The sequence below is a fragment of the Kitasatospora sp. NPDC033851 genome, from assembly GCF_055576085.1.
Window position 1 is genome coordinate 117,736 of sequence record NZ_JBVIRL010000015.1, and the last position, 21,548, is coordinate 139,283.

The following is a 21,548-nucleotide window of genomic DNA, read 5'->3' on the forward strand; positions in this document are numbered from 1 at the left end:
CGCCCCGGACGAGGAGGGGGAGGCCGGAGCCCGCACTCGCACGCGCGCTCGGCGGACTGGCGGGCGCGTTCGTGGATCTCCGTTACGGTTCCTCTCACCGACGCGGGTCCGAAAGGTGCGGCTTTGCCCATGCACCACGCCGGCTGACGCATCGTTCGCGAGGTTGACCGAGGAGCTGGGCGTTCGGGTGCCGGTGCGCTTCCTGTTCACCTTTGATCTCCCAGGATGCCCCGGCCTTCGGGCCGGGGAGGAATGGGGCTTGGCTCGGAGCCGGGTAGCGCCGGAGTGGTCTCCGGAGGTTGTGACGTGAGCTGTTGATGTCAGTGCCTGTCGGTAGGTTGACCGTGTGCACCTGAGGTACTCGTATCGCATCTACCCGACGGCTGGTCAGCGTGCTTCGCTGGCCCGGACGTTCGGGTGTGCCCGGGTGGTGTACAACGACGCGTTGGCGGCTCGGAAGGAAGCCCGGAAAGCCGGGCTGCCGTTTCCGAAGAGCGCGGATCTTCAGAAGCTGGTGATCACCGGGGCGAAGAAGACGGCTGAGCGGGCGTGGCTGGCCTCGGTGGGGGTGGACCCGCTGATCCAGTCCCTTCGGGATCTGGACACGGCGTACCGGAACTTCTTCGATTCCGTCTCCGGAAAGCGGGCCGGCCGCCCGGTGGGTCTTCCCCGGTTCAAGTCCCGAAAGGACAGCCGGCAGTCGTTGCGGTTCACCCGCAACGGGTTCCGTCTGCGGTCCAACGGGAAGCTGTACCTGGCGAAGGTCGGCGATGTGCGGGTGAAGTGGTCGCGGGCACTGCCCGCCGATCCGTCGTCGGTGACGGTCGTGCTGGACCCGGCCGGGCGGTACCACGCCTCGTTCGTCGTGGACGTCGAACCCGATCACCTGCCCGAGGTCGATGCCGAGGTCGGCATCGACCTCGGGCTGACCACCTACGCCGTCCTCTCCGACGGCAGCGTGATCGACAACCCGCGCTTCCTCCGCAAGGCGGAGAGGAAGCTCAAGGCCGCCCAGCGGGAACTGTCCCGCAAGGCCAAGGGCAGCAAGAACCGGGCCAAGGCCCGCGTCAAGGTCGCCAAGGCGCACGCCAAGGTGGCCGACACCCGCATGGACTGGCTGCACAAGCAGACCACCAAGATCATCCGCGAAACCCAAGCGGTGTACCTGGAGGACCTGAACGTGCGCGGCCTCGCCCGTGGCCCTCTGGCCAAGTCCGTCCACGACGCCGGATGGTCGACCTTCCGGCGACTGCTGGAGGAGAAGGCCGCCCGGTTCGGGCGCGCCGTCGGGATCGTGCACCGCGCGTTCCCGTCGTCCCAGCTCTGTTCGGCGTGCGGGCACCGTGACGGTCCCAAGCCCCTCGCGGTGCGCGAGTGGGCCTGTACGGCGTGTGGTGTGCGGCATGACCGTGACCTCAATGCTGCTCGCAACATCCTGGCCGCCGGGCAGGCGGACAGGTTAAACGCCCCTGGAGGGCCGGCAAGACCCGGCGTGGCGATCCCACGCCAGGCACGGCCCGTCGAACGGGGAACCCACCTCGGCGACCTGCCACGCACGGGTATCCGTGCCGCAGGCGCGGGAGGAATCCCCGTCCTTTAGGGCGGGGAGGATGTCAAGCACCTGCTGTAGCTCGTGCTCCGACCGCACGGGGTTCCGCCGGATCAATTCGGTCGAGACGGGCCCAGCGGTCCCAGTAGCCTCGCCCTGTGACGGAACATGAGCGGTACGCCCTGTACCGGGAAGAAGCGAAGGCGCTGGCCGAGATCGGGGATCACGTCCACGCCCAGGTCGGCCGTGTCACGGTGCGACTGCCCAGGGTCGTGGCCCAGGCCGCGGTGGACGCCTGGGAGCGGGACGACTCGGACGGCGAGCTCGGCGAGGAGACCCGTGAGCAGTACGAGGTGCGGGACCAGGCCGGCAACCTGGCGCTGATCGGCCTCGCGATCTCGGAGGGCGGCCGCTGGGAGGGCGATGAGGTCGTCGTCGACCTGCATGTCCACTCCGCGGGGGCGGCCTGGCTCAGTTACGCCGAAGCCGCGGGGACGGCCTATCGGGTGCAGGAGTAGCCGGCGATCGAGAAGCTTGACCTCAAGTCAGCTTGAGGTACAAGACTGAGCGGCATGCCGAACGACACCGCACCCCTCCGCCACCCCGCCCCTTCGAACACTGACCACACCCGGGTTCTCCCGCTGTCCGACACCGTGCTCGACGGGATCGCCGCACAACTGGCCGCCGGGGCGACGGTGGTGGGCATCGGGGAGTCCACGCGCTTCTCCCGGGAGACCTTCGGGGTGCGGGACCAGCTGTTCCGCCGGCTGGTCCGGGACCACGGCTTCCGCGCGCTGGCCGTCCAGGACAGCGCGGGTGCCGCCGCGGCCCTCGACGCGTACGTGGGCGGTGGCGGGGGCTCGGCCGCGTCCGCGCTGGCCGGCGCCTGGAGGCCCTGGCGCACCGAGGAGATGGCCACGGCCCTGGAGTGGATCCGGGCGTTCAACCGCGGCCACGCGGACGACCCGGTCCGGATCTTCGGCGTGAAGCCGGCCGAGGCGGCACCCGCCGACTACGACGCCGTCCTGGCGCACGTGCGCGCGTCGGCGCCCGAGCGGCTCGCGCAGCTGGCGGCCCACCTGGACCCCATCCGCACCGCCCACACGACCGACGAGCACGTGCAGCGGGCGCGGGGCCTCCACCCCGGACGGCCGTTCGCCGAACACGCCCGCGACGCACTCGCGTTGGTCGAATCCCTCCCCGATGTCGGGGATGCCGGCGTGGTCGCGAGGATGCGCCTGATCGTCGAGTTCCACGAGCACAGCGTCGCCGGGCGCGGCAGCTACGCGGGCGACGCCGAGGTGAGCGCCGACATCGTCGGCGACTTCCAGCACGCCACCGGGCTGCGCACCGTCTACTGGGACGGCATCGCGCACACGTCGGCGGCCGAGACGGTGCTGGGCCTGGCCCCCGAGCGCGGTCCGCAGACCACCGCCGGCACCCTGCTGCGCGAACGCTACGGCGCGCAGTACGTCTCCGCGGCGATCGGCTTCCACCACGGCGCCCTCGGCGTCGCCGTCCTCCCGGCCCCGGGCGCGGACCTGGTCGACGCCAAGCTCGGCGCAACGGACCTGCCCGCCCGCTGGCTGGACCTGCGCCACGACGACGTCCGCGGCCAGTGGGACGGACCGGCGAAGGCCCGCGTCATCAGCGGCGTCTACACCCCGGACCGCGACGCCGCCGAACACCTGGCCGTCGCCTCCCTGGCCGAAGCCTTCGACGTCCTCATCCACATCCGCGAGGTCACCCCGGTGCGCCGGCTGCCTTGAGCCCGTCGGCCGGACGACCGGAAAACCCACGACGGGCGCCAGGAACGCCGTGACGAACGGGATACCGCGGGCTTGCGCAGGCCCCACGGCTTGGGCGAGAGGGCCGGGCCGGGATCCGGAGAACCTCCGAACACCGACGCAGGCCCGGACCGTTCGCGGTCCGGGCCTGCGCTTCATCCTCCGGACGCGAGGTCCGGCAGCTGCGGCGACCGGCGGCCACCGGCTCGGTGATTCGTCACCGGGCCGCCAGCGCACCGGCGGCGCGACGCATGTCGGCGAGGGCTGAGGCCAGCCGGGCAGAGCCAACGGTGGCCGCAAGCGCGGCCGCCTGGGCGGCGTGGTGGTCGGCTTCGGCGCGGTCGCCCTGCCGGTAGAGCACGGTAGCCAGGCGCGTGGTGGCCATCATGCTGCCCGCCGGCAGCCGACAGGGCTTGCGACAGGCCACCAGCACCGGCGCCGTCATCCTCACCCCCGGCCCGTTCCGGGCTCTGTTCGAGGAGTACGTCCAGCGTCAGGCCCGGCCCGACGAGGCCTCCCCGCCGACATCATCGAGCCCGGCCGTGTCCACGCCACGGAGGAGTCCAGCCAGCCCACAGGGGGAAGGGTGGAAGGGGCGGGCGGCTCGGCACTCCGCCAGCCTCGGTCGAACAGTGACGATTCGTCAGTCGGATTCGGCGGCAGCCCCCTTCGGGCGCCGCCGCCGTTCTACGCTGGAGCCGAGATGTGACTGCGCTGCTTCGGAGGTGATCGCATGGCTGATCTCGACTTGGCTACCGCATCGTGGATGAAGTCGACGTACGGCCAACAAGGCGGGGACTGCCTTGAGGTTGCGCGCGGCTTTTGTGAGTTGATGCCAGTCCGGGACTCCAAGGACCCGAACGGGCCGGCCCTGGTCTTCCCGGCCGAGGCCTGGGTGTCGTTCGTCGCCGCTGTTCGCAGCGGCGAGTTCGGCGAGGTTTGAGAAGAGCGTCATGGCCGAGCACGTAGATCTGACCGGCGGCAGATGGCGGAAGTCCTCGTACTCCAACAACGGTGGCGACTGCGTCGAATTCACCGCGGACTTCCCCGGTCTTGTTCCCGTCCTGACTCGAAGGCTCCCCAGGGTCCGGCCCTGCTCTTCCGGGCTCAGGCGTGGGGGGCATTCATTGCCGCTGTCCGCAGCGGCGAGTTCGGCGACGTCTGACCTCGACAAGCCGAAGGCCCGGACCGCCCCCAGCGGTCCGTCCCGGTCCCTGCCGTCTTGATCAGCCGACCGGGACCGGGACGCCCCGGACGAGGAGGGGGAGGCCGGCGCCGTGCTCCCACGCGTCCCAGGCGTCCTCGACGCGCCGGTACTGGTCGTCCGTCATGACCCTGCGCAGCTTGGCCGGGGGCGCCCAGTGCAGGGCGCGGATGTCCTGCGGCGGCTGGTGCGGGCGGACCGCTGCGGCCTGCCGGGAGGTGACCACCCCGCCCGCGTACACGAAGTCGAGGCCTTCGCAGAGTTCGCCGGCGGGGGAGTAGTCGACCGAGAGGATCGTCCGCAGCGGCAGGACGAGCCCGGTCTGCGTTTCGAGGTGACGCCGGGCGGCGAGGTGGGGGAGCTCGTTCTGCTCGGCGCTGCCACCGGGCATGACCAGCCCGTCGTGGTGGACGGAATCGACCAGGAGCACGAAGAAGTCGCCCGACCCTCCGGGGTCCTCGCGCAGAACGAAGACCTGCTGCCCCGACCGCCGGCCGGGAGGCTTGCTGTGGAAGAGGGACTTGCTCAACTCTGCTCCCGGGGTGATGAGTTGATGCCGGAAGGAAGCGGCCACCCGCCGAACGGCCGCCGACGCGACTTCCCGCAGGTCCCCGGCGCGGTCTCCCGGGGGTCGAGCGACCGGATCAGGCCCAGGTCGACCCGCCGCTCGGGCCCGGTGGACCCCAGCGGCCGAAGCACCGCCTTTCCGAACGCCACCTCGACGAAGACGCCCTCGCACGGCTTGCCGCTGTCGAGGCTGCTGAAGTCCCGCACCACCTCGTGGAGTTGGAACCAGGTATCGGGTCTCTGCACATCGGGCATGGGGGTCTCCGTAGGTTGCGCTGCGCTTCCGGTGAATCACCGGGTGTAGCCATGGTGGCGCTCCGCCCCCTACGATCGGAAGCCGATCTGAAGCTTGAAGTCAGTGCTCGGCAAGTAGGTGAAGGTCAATGAAGCTCAAGGAACTTGATCCAACATCAGGCCCGTGGGCGCCGTTCGGAGTGCAACTTCGCAGGTCACGCAAGGCTGCTGGTCTCACGCAAGCTCAGTTGGCGAGGCGCGTGGGAGTCGATCCCTCCTATGTCTCCTACGCCGAACTTGCCCCGCCCGACCGAACCCCGCCAAGCGAGAAGTTCGCACGTGACGCCGATCGTGTGCTTGAGACGGGCGGAACCTTGCTGCTGATGTGGCTCCAGGCCAAGCACTCGGCATTGCTGGAGGGGTTCCCCGAGTACGCAGCTCAGGAGCAGAACGCCACCGAGATAAGGATCTACGAGGCTGGAATCATCCCAGGCCTCTTCCAGATCGAGCCCTACGCCCGGGCTCTGGCAGCCAGCGATGTCCGTCGGGGCACGATCACACCGCAGCAAGCGGACGAACGAGTAACCTACCTGCTCACGCGGCAGCAGCTACTCCAGCGCGCCCGACCGCCGCTGGTGCATGCTGTACTGGACGAGAGTTGCCTGCATCGTCCTATCGGCGGTCGCGAGGTGATGAGGGCTCAGCTCTCCCGCCTGGAGGAGCTGTATGCCGTCAATAACGTGATCCTTCAAGTTGCACCGTTCGCGCTGGCGGAGGAACGCCCCTTCGCTTTGCCGATGGTGCTCCTGACTCTCCCCGGCCAGTCTCTCCTGGGCTACTCAGAATCCGAGGGCCGAAGCCACCTGGAGCGGGACACCGAACGGCTCGCCATCTGGAGGAAACACTACGATCGACTCCAGGTGGGAGCGCTGGCCGAGACGGCGACTCTCGAATGGATGCGCGCTGCTCGGAAAGGGATCTAATGTCCGACATCAACTTGACCGCCGCCCATTGGGTGAAGGCGAGCTACAGCCAGCAAGGCGGCAATTGCGTTGAGGTAGCCCCGAGCTTCCCCGGTCTTGTTCCGGTCCGTGACTCCAAGAACCCTGAAGGTCCGGCCCTCGTGTTCCCGATCGAGGAATGGCAGTCATTCGTCGCCGCTGTCTGCAGCGGCGAGTTCGGCGGGGTCTGAGTCGAAGCCGGAAGCGAAGGCCCCCGCTTGGGGCGGTTTCAGGGGCGTTGGTTGTCCGGGGCCAGGCTACGAAGAATCAGTCAGGACGCTCGGCTGGGGTTCCTGGGTGTCATGCCGGTTCGTGACTCGAAGGACCCGGAAGGGCCCGCCCTGATCTTCCCCTTCGCGGCCTGGGAGTCGTTCGTCTCCGCCGTCCGCAGCGGGGAGTTCGGCGACATCGGAAGCTGACATGCCGCAGGCCCGGGCCGCTCCCACATGCGGTCCGGGCCTGCGGACGTTCTTCCGTCCGTCCGTCTCTTACGAGCCGGCGGTGGCCGCCTCCAGGGTGGTGGCCATCACCGGGCTGGTGAAGGTGTTCGTCGCGTCCGCCGTGGACTCGTGGTACGAGCCCCACTTGAGGTAGTTGCGGTCGCCGTCCCAGGTGGTGCCCTTGAAGGTGCCCGACCCGGTGGTGAAGGTCTGCTTCTTGCCGTCGAACCAGAAGTCGATGGTGCCGTCGGTCCGCCCCAGGCGGATCTTCAGCGCGTAGGAGTGCCACTGGCCGTTCGCGGTCGGCGCGGTCCACAGCGTGTGCGACACGTGCTCGGTGTCCCACTCCTGCAGCCGGATGCGGCCGTTGGTCGCGTCGATCTCGATCGGGTGGTTGGCCGTATCAGTGCTCGGCGAGCACTTGAGCTGGAAGACGTACCGGCTGTTGTCGTCCTTGATGTCCACCTTGGACGACCAGCCGAGGTAGAAGGTGTCGCCGTTCTTCAGGTCGGGACCGACCGTCTCGCAGCGCTCCTCGCCGGCGGCCTGGTGCGCCCGCCACACCTTGCCCTTGGCGGCGTCGTCGACGACCTTGAAGTTGCCGGAGGCGCACTGCACGGAGGCGAAGGAGGACGCCCCCTTGCTGGTGTTCGGGGTCCAGAGGACCTTGCCCGCCGCGCTGCTGGGCGTCACCGAGACACAGGTGATGGCGAGAGTGGCGGCGGCCACGCCTCCGTAGGAGAGCTTGCGGCGGCGGGACGGACGGGACATGGGTCTCCCCGGGGTCGAAGGGGCGGACATGGGCGTACGCAGCGATTCGACCATCCTCCGGGCCCTGTGACCAGGCGGAACAACCGGCGGAAGTAGCCATGGGGCCACTTCCGCCGGTCGACTCCGGTACGAGCCGTCAGCGGTCGGCGCCGGTGCCGGCGTCGGCCTGCTCGTCGTCCGAGGAGGTGCCCTCGTCCAGCAGCGGTTCCTGCGTCTTGAGGTGGGCGGGGGCCAGGGCCCGCAGCGCGTGGTAGCCGGTGATGACGACCAGGGTGCCCAGGGCGATGCCGCTGAGGCTGAAGGTGTCGGTGAACTTCAGGGTGACGTTGCCGATGCCGATGATGATGCCCGCCGCGGCCGGCACCAGGTTGAGCGGATTGCGCAGGTCCACGCCGGACTTGGTCCAGATCTGCGCGCCGAGCAGGCCGATCATGCCGTACAGGATGACGGTGATGCCGCCGAGCACCCCGCCGGGGATGGCGGCGACGACGGCGCCGAACTTGGGGCAGAGGCCGAAGAGCAGCGCGAAGCCGGCGGCCGCCCAGTAGGCGGCGGTGGAGTAGACCCGGGTCGCGGCCATGACGCCGATGTTCTCCGAATAGGTGGTGTTCGGCGGGCCGCCGACGGCGGTGGAGAGCATGGAGGCGACGCCGTCCGCGGAGATCGCGGTGCCCAGCTTGTCGTCGAGGTTCGAGCCGGTCATCTCGCCGACGGCCTTGACGTGTCCGGCGTTCTCGGCGACCAGCGCGATCACCACGGGCAGTGCGACCAGGATCGCGGACCACTGGAAGGAGGGGCCGTGGAAGGTGGGCAGGCCGACCCAGTCGGCCTTGCCGACGCCGGACAGGTCCAGGCGCCAGTGGTCGGTCATGTGGCCGCCCGCGTCCACCGAGTGGATCTTGCCGAAGACGCGGTCGAAGACCCAGGAGATCCCGTACCCGAAGACCAGTCCCAGGAAGATCGCCACCCGCGACCAGAAGCCGCGCAGGCCGACCACGGCCAGCCCGGTGAAGAGCATCACCAGCAGCGCCGTCCACTGGTCCTGCGGCCAGTACGTGGACGCCGTGACCGGGGCCAGGTTGAAGCCGATCAGCATGACGACCGCGCCGGTGACGATCGGCGGCATCGCCGCGTGGATGATCCGCGCCCCGAACCGCTGGACGGCGACGCCCACCAGGAACAGCGCCACGCCCACGACGAACACCGCGCCGGTCACCGTCGCGCTGGTGCCGCCCTGGGCCCGGATCACCGCGGCGGCGCCCACGAAGGACAGCGAGCACCCCAGTTGACTTCCGCTCCCCCGGCTAGGGCCGGGGGATTCCTGCCACGGTCGTCTGACCGTCTCGGTGGGTTCCTGCTTCTTCGCGCTGTGCCGGAACAGGTCCCGGTCTTACCTGCGCTCGACAGGCTGTCACCGCCAGTCCGGCGGCCTTGGCTGTGTTGACGGCGGCGTTGATGTCCCGGTCGAGCCACACGCCGCATGCCCGGCACTGCCAGACGCGGACGCCCAGGGGCTTGGGGCCGTCCTGGACGCCGCAGTTCGAGCAGACCTGCGAGGTAGGTTCGAAACGGCCGATGCGGGTGAAGGTGCGCCCGTAGCGGGTGGCCTTGTACTCCAGCATCGTGACGAACGCCGACCATCCGGCGTCGTGGACGGACTTGGCGAGCCTGGTCCGGGCGAGTCCGTTGACCGCCAGGTCCTCAACGGCAACCGCTTGGTTCTCGCGGATGATCTTCGTTGAGAGCTGGTGGTGGAATTCGCGCCGGGCGTCGGCCACCCGCGCGTGCGCGCGGGCGACCTTGGCACGGGCCTTGTCCCGGTTCTTGCTGCCCTTCTCCTTACGGGAGAGATCCCGCTGTGCCTTCTTGAGACGCTTCTCGGCCCGGCGCAGGAAACGGGGGCTGTCGATCTTCCGGCCGTCCGAGAGGACGGCGAAGTGGGTCAGGCCGAGGTCGATCCCGATGCGCCCGCCCGTCTCGGGCATGCGCCCGAGGTCGGAGGCCGGATCGGTCTCGATGACGAAGGACGCGAAGTACCGGCCCGCGCTGTCCCTGACCACGGTCACCGTGGACGGCATCGACGGCAGTGCGCGGGACCACTTCACCCGCACATCGCCGATCTTCGGCAAGGACAGGTCACCGCCCGGCGTGATCTTCCACCGGGCGTTCGCGGTGAACCGGACCGACTGACGTGTGTCCCGCTTGGCCTTGAAGCGGGGCGCGCCGGGCTTCGGGCCCTTGCGGGTGCCTTTGAGGCCGGCGAAGAAGTTGGAGTACGCGGTCTCCAGGTCCCGGAGGGACTGTTGCAGGACGACCGCCGACACCCCGCCGAGCCATGCGCGCTCGGGGGTCCTCTTCGCTTCGGTGATCAGCAGCTTCGACAGGTCGCCGATCGTCGGGTATGGCAACCCGTCCGCACGGGCTGTCTCACGAGCCCGAAGGGCGTCGTTGAACACCACCCGCGCGCACCCGAACGCCCGTGCCAGCGCAGCACGCTGAGGCCCGTTCGGGTACAAGCGGAAGCTGTACCGAAGCTGCACGAAAAACACTGTACTAACTAAAGTTCCTTTATGGCCGGGTATCAGAACATCACTTCGCTTTCCTCATGCCCACTCGGTTCTTGTGATGAAGCACCGGCGTCGCGCGTTCACCGACGCCCACCTCAAGCGCACGGAAGAGATCATGCCCGCGGCCTGTGCGGACTTCGAAACCGAGCCGGTGGAATTCAACGGCAAGGCCAACCACGTCCACCCGCTGGTGAAATTCCCGCCCAGGTGGCGATCTCCAAGGTGGTCAACAGCCTCAAGGGCGTCGGCTCCCGCCGTCTACGCCAGGAGTATCCCGCGCTGTTCAAGCACTACTGGCGCGCACAGTGCCTCTGGTCCGGGTCGTATGTCGCCGGATCGGACGTCGAGCAGCAGAACCGACCCGTCTGAGCCGAGGCCAACAGCGCGGGAGACCGCCGGATTCAGCGGAGAGCAGGGTTCGGAATCGCTTCGCCACCGGGCTGAGGCCCGGCGCACTGCGATTAATCCCGGTAGCTGGGCACCCGGCCGCGGGTGGACAGCAGGAAGATGACGGTCGCCACGCCGGACATCATGATCGCGAGGTTCGGGTCGAGCCCCATCAGGACGGGCGCCACGAAGCTCGCTCCGAACATCGCCACCACGTGCTGGGCGCCGAGCCCTGCCGTGCGGGGCCAGGAGAGCCGTTCGTCGGGGCGGACGACCGCCCCCGGCGCGGGTGTGCGCCCGTCGCCGTGCAGCTTCCAGCGGACGCCGAGATCCATGATGGGGTTTCGCTTTCTGTACTTCCGAAGATCCGTCCGCACCATTCTGGTGGCCGCCGCGGGTTGCGCCGAATCCCCCCTCGTCTCGGCCCCGCGTTCCAGGGGCCCGGCATCCGCCCTGGTCAGCGCCTGCCCGGGCGTTCCGCCGTCCCGAACTGCCGGTGATCCCTGGCGGCCGGGAGGGATCACCGCGCAAGCTCTCACCCGAGGCCGCGGACCCCGTCACGCACCGGCAACGGTCCTGCGCCCAGGGGCCCGTGACGCCCAGTCGTCATTGTGCGGTCACCTGGGTGTCGCCTGGGCGACACCCTGTGATCAGCGGATCGCCTACTGTCATATGCTTGTCACATTGAATGGGGAGCGGGTTTTGGATTTCCGATTGCTGGGCTCGGTGGCCGCGGTGGCCGCGGACGGCCGGGAGCTGCCGGTCGGGTCCGCCAAGCGCCGCAGCCTGCTGGCCATGCTGCTGCTGAACCCCGGCGCGCCGGTCGCCGTGGACCGGCTCACCGAGACGCTGTGGGACGAGGAACCGCCCCGGCACTCGCGCACCGTCATCCACAACCACGTCTCGGGCCTGCGCGCGCTGCTCGCCGCGCACGACGCGCCCGCCGGCGGCGTCGAGCTGGTCACCGACGGCGGCGCCTACCTGCTGCGGGTGCCCGACCTCGCGGTGGACACCGCCCGCTTCGAACACCTCCTGCGCTCCGCCCGCTCGACACCCGACACCGCCGAGACGGTCGCGGCGCTCCGGGAGGCGCTCGCGCTGTGGCGCGGCCCCGCACTGGCCGGCACCGCGCCCAGCGTCCCGCTGCAGTGCGCCGCGCACGCCCTGGAGGAGCTGCGGCTCGCGGCCGTGGAGGAGCTGGCGCGCGCCCACGGCCGGCTCGGCGACCACGGCGCGGCGGCGGGCGTGCTGTCCACCGAGGCCACCATGAACCCGCTGCGCGAGTCGCTGGTCGCGGCGCTCATCCTGGCGCTCGGCCGGGCCGGGCGGCGCTCGGAGGCGCTGGACTGGTTCCACCGCACCCGCCGGGCGCTGGCCGAGGAACTGGGCATCGACCCCGGTCCCGAACTCGTCGAGGCCTACGACTCCCTGCTGCGCACGGACGCCGCCTCCCTGCGGCCCGACCGGGTCCCGCCCCCGCGGGTGGCCACCGTCGGCGGCCTGGCCTCCGTCCCCGACCCGGTCCCCGCACACGCCCCCGCCCCTGCCGCACCGGCCGCGGCGCCCGTCCCCGCCCCCATGCCCACCCCGGCCGCCGGAGCCGCCGCCACCGCCGGACCCGCGACCGCCACCGCCCCGGCCGGCGCCGCGCGCCCGCCGCGCGCCACACCCTGGCCCTTCCCCCGCCGCCCGCGCGGCTTCTCCGGCCGGGAGGACGAACTGGCCGCGCTCGACCGGGCCACCACCGGCCCCGGCGCGATCGCCGTCGTCACCGGCGGCGCCGGGATCGGCAAGACCACCCTCGCCCTGTACTGGGCCCACCGCCGCCAGGACGACTTCCCCGACGGCCGGCTGTTCGTCGACCTCTGCGGCCACAGCCCGCTGCCCGAACGCTCCACCCCCGCCGTCCTGCGCGAACTGCTGCTCGGCCTGGGCCTGCCCGCCGAGCAGATGCCCGCGACCCCGGAGGCCATGGCCGCCCGCTACCGGGAGCTGACCGCCGACCGCCGGATGCTCATCGTCCTGGACAACGCCCGCCGCTCCGACCAGGTCCGTCCGCTGCTGCCCGACGGCGAGGACTGCGTCACCCTGGTCACCAGCCGCGACCGGCTCGGCGGCCTGGTCACCTCCGACGCCGCCCGCCCCGTCCCGCTCGCCGAACTGTCGCCCCCGCAGGCCGTCACCCTGCTCGCCGCCACCCTCGGCGCCGACCTGGTCGCCGCCGAACCCGAAGCCGCCGCCCGGCTGGCCGGCCTGTGCGACGGCCTGCCGCTCGCGCTGCGCCTGGCCTCCGCCCGCGTCGCCACCGGCCCGGCCCGCGACCTCGCCGTCCTCGCCGACGAACTGGCCGACGAACAGGGCCGGCTGGGCATCCTCGACATCGAGGACACCAGCGTCGCCGCCGCCCTCGCCCTCACCGTCCAGCACCTGTCCGATCCCGCCCGCCGGATGTTCCACCGCCTCGGCGCGCACACCGGCACCACCCTCGACAGCCGTACGGCCGCCGCGCTCGCCGACTGCCGCCCCGGCGAGGCCTCCGGCGCGCTCGGCCAGCTCGCCACCGCCCACCTCATCGTCGAGATCGGCCGGGACGCCTACACCCTGCACGACCTCGTCCGCCTCTACGCCCGCAGCCTGCCCGGCGAGGTCGACGACGAGGTGCTGCCGCGTCTGCTCGACCACCTGCTGAACACCCTGCTCGTCGCCTGCGACGCCGCCGAACCCGGCAGCGAGCCCTGCTGCACCCCGCCGGCCGGCAGCCGGCGCCCCGCCGACGTGCGCCCGTTCCCGGACCGGGAGAGCGCACTCGCCTGGTACGCCGCCGAGCGCGACACCCTGCGCGGCGCGGTCGAGGCGGCGGTCGCGGCCGGACTGCACGACCGGGCCTGGCGCCTGGTCCTGCTGCAGTGGCCGCTGATCGTGTGGCAGGTCCGGGACGGCTGGGTGCCGCTGCTCGAACACGGCCTGGCCGCCGCCGAGGCCGACCACGACCCAGCCGCCCAGTCCCGCGCCCGCGCCCTGCTCGGGTGGGTCCTGCTGGAGGAGGGCCGCCACGAGCAGGCCCTCGTCCACCTGGAACGCGCCCCCGACCTCGCCGCCCAGGCCGGCGACGGCACCGCGCAGGCCGTCGCCCTGATGAACCTGGCCGTCGCCCTCGGCCGCTACGGCAGGAACGCGCGGGTGCGCGGCCTGCTGGTCCGCGCCCTCTCGCTGTCCGAGCGGGCCGCCCGCGCCGACCTGGTCGCCCTCGCCCGCCAGCACCTCGCCCAGGAATGCCTGACCGCCGGCGCCCCCGAGGAGGCCGCCCACCACGCCGCCCGCGGCCTGGCCGTCGCCGAACCCCCCTTCCCCGCCGCCCGCCGGGTCCTGCTGCTGACCCTCTACGGCCGCGCCCTCGCCGCCACCGGCCACCCGGAGGAAGCCGCCCACCACCTCGACGCCGCCGTCCGCGAGGCCCGCGCCCACCGGTTCGGGGAGGGGGAGGCGGGCGCCCTGGCAGCCCTGCACGCCCTCCCGGCCGCGGCGGCCACGGCCCTCGCGACGGTCACCGCGACGGTGCCGGCTCCCGCGACGGCCACCGCGACGGCGAGGGCCACCGCCGGGGCGCCCGCCCCGGGCGGCCGCTGACCGCGGCGACGCCTACCGCCTGCGGCCCGCCCCCGCGCGCTGACCCGAGGCCGGTAAAACCCTCCGCCACCGGTAGAACCGTCCGCCACAGGGAAAGTGACGTCGCATCAGTGTCGGCGGGGGCGGCACCGTGCCCGAACGGTTCGTCCTCGCCGCCCGCCCGACCGAGGGAAGCGCGATGACCGTGCCGCCGGAGTGGAACCGCCAGACCGAACTGCTGGAGCTGTACAAACTCGCCGTGGAGATGGCCGACCGCGTCTCGGCCCGCCGGGGCACCGCCAACACCTTCTTCCTGTCCGTGCAGACCGCCCTGGTCACCCTCATCGGCTTCGGCATACCCAGGCTCTCCGAGTCCCCGTGGTGGGTGCCCACCGCCGTCGCCCTGGCCGGCATCACCCTCTCCGTCGCCTGGTGGATGCAGCTGCGCAGCTACCGGGACCTCAACGCCGCCAAGTTCAAGATCATCAACGCCCTGGAGGAGCAACTCGCGACGCGGATCTACACCGACGAGTGGGACACCCTCAGGAACGCGACCCGCAGCGGCCGGTGGCACAAGCACTACACCGAACTCGGTACCACCGAGCGGGCCGTGCCGGTCGTCTTCGCGGCGGCCCACCTGATCCTGCTCACCGGCACCCTGGTCACCGGCACACTGGCCTGATGAGCCACCTCGATCCCATCGCCGATCTCATCCGCGCCTGCCTGCCCTCGGAGGCGAGACCTCCCGCCGGCTCCGACGACCTCTTCCGCCTCTACGCCGTCCTGCTCCAGGCCAAGGGCGACCAGGTCACCGACGAGGACGTCCACAACGCCTGGACCGCCTGGACCCAGTCGACCGACGACACCCACCAGGCCCTGGTGCCCTTCGACGAACTCGACGCCCCCACCCGCGCCCTGGACACCCCCTACACGCTGGCCATCCGCACCGCCGCCCGCAAACTCCACCACCCCACGGCCCGCTGAGGACCGGGGCCCGCGGACGGGGCAGTGCCGCCGCCGCGGGCCCGGGCCGCCGGTCACGCCGGGCAGCCGCCGCCGGGTTTCACGAAACCTCCACCCCGGATGGCCGCATCGACCGGCTGTCACCGGGTAACCGGGCGGTTCGACCGTGCCGACACGAGGAAGGGAATCCGATGGCCGTGCCCACTGGTGAACTGCCCGTTTCCGCCGAGCCGTCGACGGGTGAGCCGTCGGCCCCCGCGGCCGTGCCCGACGGGGGGCTGCGGGACCTGCTCCCACCGCAGCTCGCCGCGGCCGACGATCCGCGCGAGATCGCCCCGGCCGACGCACGGCAGCTCACCCGGGTGCTGCTGCGCCGGCTCGCCACCCTGGAGGAGGGGACGCGGGAGTACTCCTACGTCCGCGCCACCCTGGTGGAGATGAACCTGTCCCTGGTGCGGTTCGCGATCCGCCGCTTCACCGCGCACCGCGAGCCCCAGGAGGACCTGCTGCAGGTCGGCGCGGTCGGCCTGATCAAGGCCATCGACCGCTTCGACCCCGGCCTCGGCGTCGAGTTCACCACCTTCGCCATGCCGACCGTCCTCGGCGAGATCCGGCGCCACTTCCGCGACACCACCTGGGCCGTCCACGTGCCGCGCCGCCTCCAGGAGCTGCGCATCGTCCTGGCCCGGGCCCAGGAGAGCCTGGCACAGGAGCTGGACCGGGCCCCCACGGTCGCCGAACTCGCCCGCCACCTCGACCTCTCCGCGGAGGAGGTGGTCGAGGGCCTGACCGCCGCCAACGGGCACACCGCCGGCTCCCTGGACACCGGCACGGAGGACGACGAGGGCCCCGGCCCGCTGGGCGAGCGCCTCGGCGAGGACGACCCGGACCTCTCCCTCGTCGAGGACCTGGTGGCGCTCAAGCCGCTGGTCGCCGCCCTGCCCGAGCGCGAGCGCCTCATCCTCTCGATGCGCTTCTGCGAGGACCTGACGCAGTCCCAGATCGGCGCCCGCCTCGGGCTGTCCCAGATGCACGTCTCCCGGCTGCTCAGCCGCACCCTGCGGCAGCTGCGCGAGGGACTGGAGGACGCCTGACCGTGCGCCGCGGCGAACCCGCCCCGGGCGGGCAACCCGCCCGGGGCGGCACCGATCCACGACCCCCTGCTTGGCCGACGGGCGCGACCTCCGTATGGTCGAAGGGCACGGACAGGGAGGGGACGACGATGACGCCATCCGACGACCAGAGGGAGATCGTGCTGGCGGCCTCCCCGCCCCGGCCTGAGCTGGCGGTGCGGACCCGTCACGAGGCCTGCGGCGCGGTGGTGTGCGTCCTGGTGGGCGACCTCGACATCGAGACGCTCGCACCGGCCGCCGACGCGCTCACCGCCCTGGTCGCGCAGCGCCCCCGCGCGGTGGTGATCGACCTCGCCGGCGTGGGCTTCTGCGACTCCTCCGGCCTGAACCTGCTGCTCAAGACGCGCCTCGCGGCGGGGGAGGAGCGGGTGGCCCTGTACCTGGCCGCCGTGTCACCCACCGTCATGCGGGTCCTCGAACTGACCGGCGCGCAGGCCGTGTTCTCCCTTCACGAGTCGGTCGCAGCGGCCCTGGAGGCCTGAGCCGGGGCGGTCGGTCCTCCCGGCGCGGGCGGCGCACCGGGCGCGCCGTCCGGGCCGCGGCCCGGGTGTGCCGTTCGCGCCACGGCCCGGGGCCGTGGCGGTGCATAATCCGGAAAGCACCGGGAATCCGACCATGCGAACCGCCGTCGATCCGAAAGGGTGCCCTCACAGCAATCCGTGTGACTACCTGACGGATGATCACATATCAACATGCTGTTCCGCCCTGGCGGCGAAACGGCTGTCCATGACCCGCTACGCGGGCGATCCATTTCCTTCCCTGGCTGAAGCCGGGAGTATCCACGGAGATATCAGATGAGCCGGGGAACCCTCGATGGTGATCCGCACCGGGCCGGGACCGCGCTGCCCGTCGGCGGCCAGCGCAGACGGCTGACCCTGGCCGGGCTCCCCAAGCCGGTCGCCCACGCCAGGACCTTCACCGCCGGCGCCTTGGCCGACTGGTACGCGTGCACCGGCGAGGGCGCCGCCGCGGACGTCGTCCTGCTGGTGGCGGAACTTGTGGCCAACGCCATGCTGCACGGAGGCGGCCCGCTGGAGCTGGTCCTGGACGCCACCGGGGCCCGGCTGCGGGTCGAGGTCAGCGACCGCAGCCCGGCCATGCCCGTCCCGTGTCTGCCCCACGTGCCGGCCCTGCCCGGCGGCCACGGCCTGGTCATCGTGCAGCGCATCGCCGACCGCTGGGGCGCCGAAGCGCACAGCCAGGGCAAGACGATCTGGGCCGAGTTCGACGCCCGGCGCCTGACCCGCGCCTGACCCGGCCGCCCCTCCCGCGCACGGCGGGCGGGCGGCCGGCGGTCAGCGGACGCGGGCGCGTTTCAGAGGATGCGCCTCAGAGGATGCGACCGCTGTAGAACGGGCCGTAGTAGAGCCCGTACCGGTCGCGGGCGTCGAGTTCCGCCTCGGCCGTCTCGTCGCCGAGGTCGGGGCTGTTACGGATCTCCGCCTTGGTCCGGTCGACGTACACCTTCTGCTCCCCGACCTCGATGCGGGCGACGGTGCCGGCCGGCAGGAGCACCCGCTTGCCGAAGATCCAGGGGCCGGTGTCGACCACCAGGTACTGGGCGCCCACCTCCTCGGACAGCTTGTCCACCTTGCCGATCGGGCCGTCCTCGGCCTCCACGTGGAACCCGATGAGGTCGGTGCCGGCGGTGTGGCCGCTGGCGCTGCGGAACTCCCAGATGTCGACGTCCCCACTCATGTCCCGTTCCCTTCCCTTTCGTGCCGTGGTGCGGGCCGGACGGGTGCCCGGCCCCGCGCGTACGCGCGATGACCGCGTGCCCCGCAGCGCCGCTTCCATGCCGCGCCCGCGCCCGGGCCCGCCCGGGTCCGCCCCCTGTCGTCGCGCCGGCAGGAATGGTTGGGCCGCGCCGGGAAAAACGAGCAGGCGGCACCGGGCCGGGCGGCGTGGACCGCCCAGCCGTCGGGGCCCGGGGCGGAAGGGAAGAACGGACGATGTGGTGGAGTCTGGTACGCCTGGCACTCGCGGGCGCCGCGGCGGTCCTCGCCGCGTACGGTCTGGACCGGATCGCGCAGTTCGCGGTACGGCGGCTGGCCGCCCGCGGGGGCACCACCGGCGTGCCGAAGCTGGTGCGCAGGTGCCGGCTGCCGATCCTGGCTCTGACAGCGTGCCTGCTCCTGCTCGGCGCCCTCCCGTGGGTCGCCGCGCCGGCCGCCGCCCGCGAGGGGCTGCGCCACCTGGCGGTGATCCTGGCCATCGCCGCCGGCGGGTGGCTGTGCGCCCGGGTGGTGGCGCTGCTCGTGGACAGCACCCTCAGGCTCGCCGTGCACCGCCGCGACCCGGCGTGGGCCGGCCGCGCCCGCACCCAGGCCGACCTGCTCGGCAGGATCGGCCAGGCGATCGTCGCCCTGGTGACGCTGGGCGCGGTCCTGATGACCTTTCCGGCGGTGCGCGGCATCGGCACGAGCCTGCTCGCCTCCGCCGGCCTGGTCGGCGTGGTGGCCGGTGTGGCGGCCCAGAGCACGCTGGCCAACGTCTTCGCCGGCGTCCAGCTGGCCTTCGGCGACCTCGCCCGGATCGGGGACGTGGTCGTGGTGGGCGGCGAATGGGGGACGGTGGAGGAGACCACCCTGACGGCCGTGGTGATCGAGACCTGGGACCAGCGGCGACTGGTGATGCCGATGTCCTACTTCGTCGGCCGCCCCTTCGAGAACTGGTCCCGCCGCTCCAGCCGGATCACCGGCACCGCGCTGCTCCACCTCGACCACCACGCCCCGGTCGCCCAGCTGCGGGAGGAGTTCGACGCGTTCCTGGCGAAGAACGCGCTGTGGGACGGCGAGGGCAGCGCCCTACAGGTGGTCGACACCACCCCGACCACCATCGTGGTCAGGGTGCTGGCCACCGCCGCGAACGGCGCCGACGCGTTCGAACTGCGCTGCGAGCTGCGCGAGCACCTGGTCGGCTTCCTGCGCGACCACCACCCGTACGCCCTGCCCCGCCTGTCCGTGGCGCAGGCCCCCGGCCCGCGCCCGCAGGTCCCGGACCCCCGGGCCGCCGACGAGGCGCCCCGCCCTCCCCAGGGCCCGCCCCGGCCGTGACCGGCACCGGGCCGGGCGGCCCGGACGGGGCGGCGGTTCATCCCCGCGCGGGCGCCCCGGCGGCGGCGAGGAGCGCGTGCACGGTGGCGGCCATGGTGTGGCGCGCCTGTTCGACGTCCAGGCCGCAGCCGCGCCAGTGGTGCCAGGTGCTCCACGTGGTCACCGCGTCCAGGCCGTTGAGCAGGTCGGTGCGGGCGGGCTCGGGGAGCGGGTCGAGTTCCGCGGCGAAGACCTGGGTGAGGCGCAGGCGCGCGAAGTCCAGCATCTGCCGGACGGCCTCCTGGATCCGCGAGGAGGGGTTCTCCAGCCGCATGACGGCCAGTCTGGCCGGGGTGACGCCCTCCAGGATGCGGGCGCGCTGTTCGGTGAGGGCTGCCACGCGCAGCTCGCGCGGCCCCTCGGTGGGAAGCGGCCTGATCTGGGCCGCGAGCTGTTCCAGGCGCCGGTCGACGGCCACTTCGGCGAGCTCGGCCATGTCCGCGAAGTGGTGGAACACCAGGCGGCGCGAGACGCCTGCCCGTTCGGCCACCTTGTCGGCGGGGAAGTGGGCCTGGTTCTCGTCGAGCAGTGACAGCACGGCGTCGGCGATCTTCTCGCGGGTCTGCCGCCCGCGTTCCGTGCGCCCGTCGGGGACGGGCGCGGCGGCTTCGGACCGTTTCACGTGGGCTCCTCGCCCTCCGCGCTCGCCGCCGACGGCCGCACCGTCCGCTGGCAGGTCACTCCGGCCACCGCCCCCTCCGACCCCGCCACCACCGCCCTCGTCCACCGGCTGCGTTCGGACGTGCTGCCCGCCGCCACCGGGAGCGGCCAGGTCCTCCACGTCGGCGGCACCCCCGCCGCCCAGGCGGACCTCAACGCGCGGATCGCGCAGCGCATGCCGCTGGTCGTCGGCTTCGTCCTGACCGTTGCGGGCCTGCTCCTGCTGCTGGCCTTCCGCTCGCCGGTCGTCGCGGCGAAGGCGGCCGTGATGAACCTGGTCTCGGTCGCCGCCGCCTACGGTGTGCTCACCGCCGTCTTCCAGCAGGGCCACGGTGCCCGGCTGATCGGCCTGGACGGCGCCGTGCCGATCCCCGGCTACGTGCCCCTGCTGATGTTCGCCGTGCTCTTCGGGCTGTCGATGGACTACGAGGTCTTCCTGCTCGGCGCCGTGCGGGAGGGCTACCTGCGGGAGCGGGACAACCGGCGCGCCGTGGTGGCCGGCCTCGCCGGCACCGGACGGATCATCAGCTCGGCCGCCCTGATCATGGTCGCCGTCTTCCTCGGCTACCTGCTCTCCGACGATCCGGTCGTCAAGATGTTCGGCATCGGCCTGGCGACCGCCGTCGCCCTGGACGCGACCGTCGTCCGCGGCCTGCTGGTCCCCTCCACCATGGTCCTGCTCGGCGACGGGAACTGGTGGCTGCCCCGATGGCTCGACCGCCTCCTGCCGCACGTCGACATCGAGGGCGACGGCCACCGGGAGCACCCCGCCGCACCGCACACCGTCCCCGCGGCGGCCGCAACCGGGGCGTGAGCCCCCCGTGCCCGCGCCCGCCGCCGGTCCCGCCTCGCTGCTCAGTCGGAGTCCGCCGCCTCCAGCGCGGCGTCGACGGCCTGCCCGGCGGCGGCCTGCTCGACGCGCCGGGCGAGCATCGTCGCCAGCTTCCGCAGCTTCGGCACGTCCGCCGAGTCCTCCAGCATGGCGCCCGCGAAGGTGGTGCCCACCCGCATCAGGATGACGTTGCGCGCGCTGCTGCCGTGCGTGCCGCTGAAGGCGACGGTCTCGTTGCCGATGGTCGGCACCGACAGCTTGGAGGCCGTCTTGCCGGCTTTCGTCTCGAACTCCTTCGCGGTCATCGCGAGGTAGGCGTCGGCCTGGTCCTTGGTGGCGAAGGTGGTGATCTTGAACGTGGCCGTGACGGGACCGTCCTCGAAGTCGGCGGTCCCGTCGAGCTTGCAGCCCGGGCAGTCCTTGTCGGTGCCGTCCTCGACGGAGACCCGGTTGTTGTGGACCTCCCAGCCGGGCATGGCCGCACGGCCCGGCAGGGTCTGCTTCAGCGCGACCTTGTCGGAGAGCACGGTCTGGAAGTCCGGCCACTTCTGCGCACCGGCGGCCAGTTCGCCGGAGACCGGGCCGGAGCCGCAGGCGGTCAGCGCGCCGCCCAGTACGACCGATGCGATGCCGATGCCCAACCCCCGTGCGGTGGTGCCGATGTGCGCGGCCATGCCGTACTCCCCGTCCCTGGCTTCCAAGATCATCGGATGATATGTCAACTCAAGGGTCGTGCGGACAACTCCCGCCGC

General features: G+C 72.1%; 23 protein-coding genes and 5 pseudogenes. 18 read left to right on the top strand and 10 right to left on the bottom strand.

Features of this window, described 5'->3' with window-relative positions; all coding sequences use genetic code 11:
- The first annotated feature begins 346 nt into the window (after positions 1-346).
- The 3 genes from ACZ51D_RS26450 (at position 347) to ACZ51D_RS26460 (ending at position 3,318) form a co-directional block, all read left to right on the top strand.
- On the top strand, positions 347-1,600 hold the full coding sequence (locus ACZ51D_RS26450) for an RNA-guided endonuclease InsQ/TnpB family protein (protein WP_465663706.1): 1,254 nt from the start codon (positions 347-349) through the stop codon (positions 1,598-1,600).
- Positions 1,601-1,707: 107 nt separating this feature from the next.
- Positions 1,708-2,067, top strand: coding sequence for a hypothetical protein (locus ACZ51D_RS26455; RefSeq protein ID WP_465663707.1), 360 nt, complete (start codon positions 1,708-1,710; stop codon positions 2,065-2,067).
- A gap of 54 nt (positions 2,068-2,121) precedes the next feature.
- Entirely contained in the window at positions 2,122-3,318 is a 1,197-nt protein-coding gene (locus ACZ51D_RS26460) for an erythromycin esterase family protein (RefSeq protein ID WP_465615090.1), read from the top strand.
- 235 nt (positions 3,319-3,553) lie between these two features.
- On the opposite strand, the gene ACZ51D_RS26465 is transcribed toward ACZ51D_RS26460, so the two are convergent.
- Positions 3,554-3,781: a hypothetical protein gene (locus ACZ51D_RS26465; protein ID WP_465615091.1), complete on the bottom strand. Its 228-nt coding sequence runs from the start codon at positions 3,779-3,781 to the stop codon at positions 3,554-3,556.
- A 288-nt stretch (positions 3,782-4,069) separates the two neighbouring features.
- Here ACZ51D_RS26465 and ACZ51D_RS26470 point away from each other — a divergent pair, with 288 nt between their 5' ends.
- From ACZ51D_RS26470 to ACZ51D_RS26480, 3 genes and pseudogenes are all read left to right on the top strand, one after another.
- The gene (locus ACZ51D_RS26470; protein ID WP_465663708.1) at positions 4,070-4,279 is read left to right on the top strand and encodes a DUF397 domain-containing protein; all 210 of its coding nucleotides are present in this window, start codon (positions 4,070-4,072) and stop codon (positions 4,277-4,279) included.
- Between the two features lie 10 nt (positions 4,280-4,289).
- Positions 4,290-4,349 (top strand): annotated as a pseudogene (locus tag ACZ51D_RS26475) (hypothetical protein); the annotation flags it as partial.
- Entirely contained in the window at positions 4,322-4,501 is a 180-nt protein-coding gene (locus ACZ51D_RS26480) for a DUF397 domain-containing protein (protein WP_465663709.1), read from the top strand. The pseudogene ACZ51D_RS26475 and the gene ACZ51D_RS26480, both read left to right, overlap by 28 nt.
- 61 nt (positions 4,502-4,562) lie before the next feature.
- Here the strand turns inward: ACZ51D_RS26480 and ACZ51D_RS26485 are convergent, their stop codons facing one another.
- Positions 4,563-5,069: an NUDIX domain-containing protein gene (locus ACZ51D_RS26485; RefSeq protein ID WP_465663710.1), complete on the bottom strand. Its 507-nt coding sequence runs from the start codon at positions 5,067-5,069 to the stop codon at positions 4,563-4,565.
- On the bottom strand, positions 5,066-5,362 hold the full coding sequence (locus tag ACZ51D_RS26490) for a hypothetical protein (RefSeq protein ID WP_465615095.1): 297 nt from the start codon (positions 5,360-5,362) through the stop codon (positions 5,066-5,068). The genes ACZ51D_RS26485 and ACZ51D_RS26490 overlap by 4 nt, the downstream gene beginning before the upstream one ends.
- Before the next feature lie 128 nt (positions 5,363-5,490).
- On the opposite strand from ACZ51D_RS26490, the gene ACZ51D_RS26495 reads away from it, so the two are divergent.
- The 3 genes and pseudogenes from ACZ51D_RS26495 to ACZ51D_RS26505 all read left to right on the top strand — a co-directional run.
- On the top strand, positions 5,491-6,324 hold the full coding sequence (locus ACZ51D_RS26495) for a helix-turn-helix domain-containing protein (protein ID WP_465615096.1): 834 nt from the start codon (positions 5,491-5,493) through the stop codon (positions 6,322-6,324).
- Positions 6,324-6,533, top strand: a complete 210-nt coding sequence (locus tag ACZ51D_RS26500; protein WP_465663711.1) for a DUF397 domain-containing protein — start codon at positions 6,324-6,326, stop codon at positions 6,531-6,533. Before ACZ51D_RS26495 ends, ACZ51D_RS26500 begins: the two co-directional genes overlap by 1 nt.
- Positions 6,534-6,629: 96 nt before the next feature.
- Positions 6,630-6,761 (top strand): annotated as a pseudogene (locus ACZ51D_RS26505) (DUF397 domain-containing protein); the annotation flags it as partial.
- A gap of 69 nt (positions 6,762-6,830) precedes the next feature.
- Here ACZ51D_RS26505 and ACZ51D_RS26510 read toward each other — a convergent pair.
- From ACZ51D_RS26510 to ACZ51D_RS26520, 3 genes and pseudogenes are all read right to left on the bottom strand, one after another.
- Positions 6,831-7,553 (bottom strand): heparin lyase I family protein, encoded by a 723-nt coding sequence (locus ACZ51D_RS26510; protein ID WP_465615098.1) that lies wholly within the window; start codon positions 7,551-7,553, stop codon positions 6,831-6,833.
- A gap of 136 nt (positions 7,554-7,689) precedes the next feature.
- Positions 7,690-8,844: pseudogene (locus ACZ51D_RS26515) on the bottom strand (uracil-xanthine permease family protein); the annotation flags it as partial.
- 13 nt (positions 8,845-8,857) lie between these two features.
- Entirely contained in the window at positions 8,858-10,093 is a 1,236-nt protein-coding gene (locus ACZ51D_RS26520; RefSeq protein WP_465615099.1) for an RNA-guided endonuclease InsQ/TnpB family protein, read from the bottom strand.
- An 85-nt stretch (positions 10,094-10,178) separates the two neighbouring features.
- On the opposite strand from ACZ51D_RS26520, the pseudogene tnpA reads away from it, so the two are divergent.
- Positions 10,179-10,489 (top strand): annotated as a pseudogene (tnpA, locus tag ACZ51D_RS26525) (IS200/IS605 family transposase).
- A gap of 101 nt (positions 10,490-10,590) precedes the next feature.
- Here the strand turns inward: tnpA and ACZ51D_RS26530 are convergent.
- Positions 10,591-10,842: pseudogene (locus ACZ51D_RS26530) on the bottom strand (solute carrier family 23 protein); the annotation flags it as partial.
- Positions 10,843-11,209: 367 nt separating this feature from the next.
- On the opposite strand from ACZ51D_RS26530, the gene ACZ51D_RS26535 reads away from it, so the two are divergent.
- The 6 genes from ACZ51D_RS26535 (at position 11,210) to ACZ51D_RS26560 (ending at position 17,462) form a co-directional block, all read left to right on the top strand.
- On the top strand, positions 11,210-14,134 hold the full coding sequence (locus ACZ51D_RS26535) for an AfsR/SARP family transcriptional regulator (RefSeq protein ID WP_465663712.1): 2,925 nt from the start codon (positions 11,210-11,212) through the stop codon (positions 14,132-14,134).
- Between the two features lie 130 nt (positions 14,135-14,264).
- Positions 14,265-14,795, top strand: a complete 531-nt coding sequence (locus tag ACZ51D_RS26540; protein ID WP_465663713.1) for a RipA family octameric membrane protein — start codon at positions 14,265-14,267, stop codon at positions 14,793-14,795.
- Positions 14,795-15,097, top strand: a complete 303-nt coding sequence (locus ACZ51D_RS26545) for a DUF7701 domain-containing protein (RefSeq protein WP_465615102.1) — start codon at positions 14,795-14,797, stop codon at positions 15,095-15,097. The genes ACZ51D_RS26540 and ACZ51D_RS26545 overlap by 1 nt, the downstream gene beginning before the upstream one ends.
- 170 nt (positions 15,098-15,267) lie before the next feature.
- Entirely contained in the window at positions 15,268-16,170 is a 903-nt protein-coding gene (locus ACZ51D_RS26550) for an RNA polymerase sigma factor SigF (RefSeq protein ID WP_465615103.1), read from the top strand.
- A 128-nt stretch (positions 16,171-16,298) separates the two neighbouring features.
- On the top strand, positions 16,299-16,691 hold the full coding sequence (locus ACZ51D_RS26555; RefSeq protein ID WP_465615104.1) for an STAS domain-containing protein: 393 nt from the start codon (positions 16,299-16,301) through the stop codon (positions 16,689-16,691).
- A gap of 312 nt (positions 16,692-17,003) precedes the next feature.
- The gene (locus ACZ51D_RS26560) at positions 17,004-17,462 is read left to right on the top strand and encodes an ATP-binding protein (protein ID WP_465615105.1); all 459 of its coding nucleotides are present in this window, start codon (positions 17,004-17,006) and stop codon (positions 17,460-17,462) included.
- A 76-nt stretch (positions 17,463-17,538) separates the two neighbouring features.
- Here the strand turns inward: ACZ51D_RS26560 and ACZ51D_RS26565 are convergent, their stop codons facing one another.
- Positions 17,539-17,907: a PRC-barrel domain-containing protein gene (locus tag ACZ51D_RS26565; RefSeq protein WP_465615106.1), complete on the bottom strand. Its 369-nt coding sequence runs from the start codon at positions 17,905-17,907 to the stop codon at positions 17,539-17,541.
- 254 nt (positions 17,908-18,161) lie between these two features.
- On the opposite strand from ACZ51D_RS26565, the gene ACZ51D_RS26570 reads away from it, so the two are divergent.
- The gene (locus ACZ51D_RS26570) at positions 18,162-19,265 is read left to right on the top strand and encodes a mechanosensitive ion channel family protein (RefSeq protein ID WP_465615107.1); all 1,104 of its coding nucleotides are present in this window, start codon (positions 18,162-18,164) and stop codon (positions 19,263-19,265) included.
- Positions 19,266-19,302: 37 nt separating this feature from the next.
- On the opposite strand, the gene ACZ51D_RS26575 is transcribed toward ACZ51D_RS26570, so the two are convergent.
- Complete coding sequence (locus ACZ51D_RS26575) at positions 19,303-19,926, bottom strand: TetR/AcrR family transcriptional regulator (protein WP_465615108.1); 624 nt, start codon at positions 19,924-19,926, stop codon at positions 19,303-19,305.
- On the opposite strand from ACZ51D_RS26575, the gene ACZ51D_RS26580 reads away from it, so the two are divergent.
- Positions 19,927-20,778, top strand: coding sequence for an MMPL family transporter (locus ACZ51D_RS26580; protein ID WP_465663714.1), 852 nt, complete (start codon positions 19,927-19,929; stop codon positions 20,776-20,778).
- Between the two features lie 41 nt (positions 20,779-20,819).
- Here ACZ51D_RS26580 and ACZ51D_RS26585 read toward each other — a convergent pair whose 3' ends face one another.
- The gene (locus ACZ51D_RS26585; protein WP_465615110.1) at positions 20,820-21,497 is read right to left on the bottom strand and encodes a hypothetical protein; all 678 of its coding nucleotides are present in this window, start codon (positions 21,495-21,497) and stop codon (positions 20,820-20,822) included.
- Between the last annotated feature and the right edge of the window lie 51 nt (positions 21,498-21,548).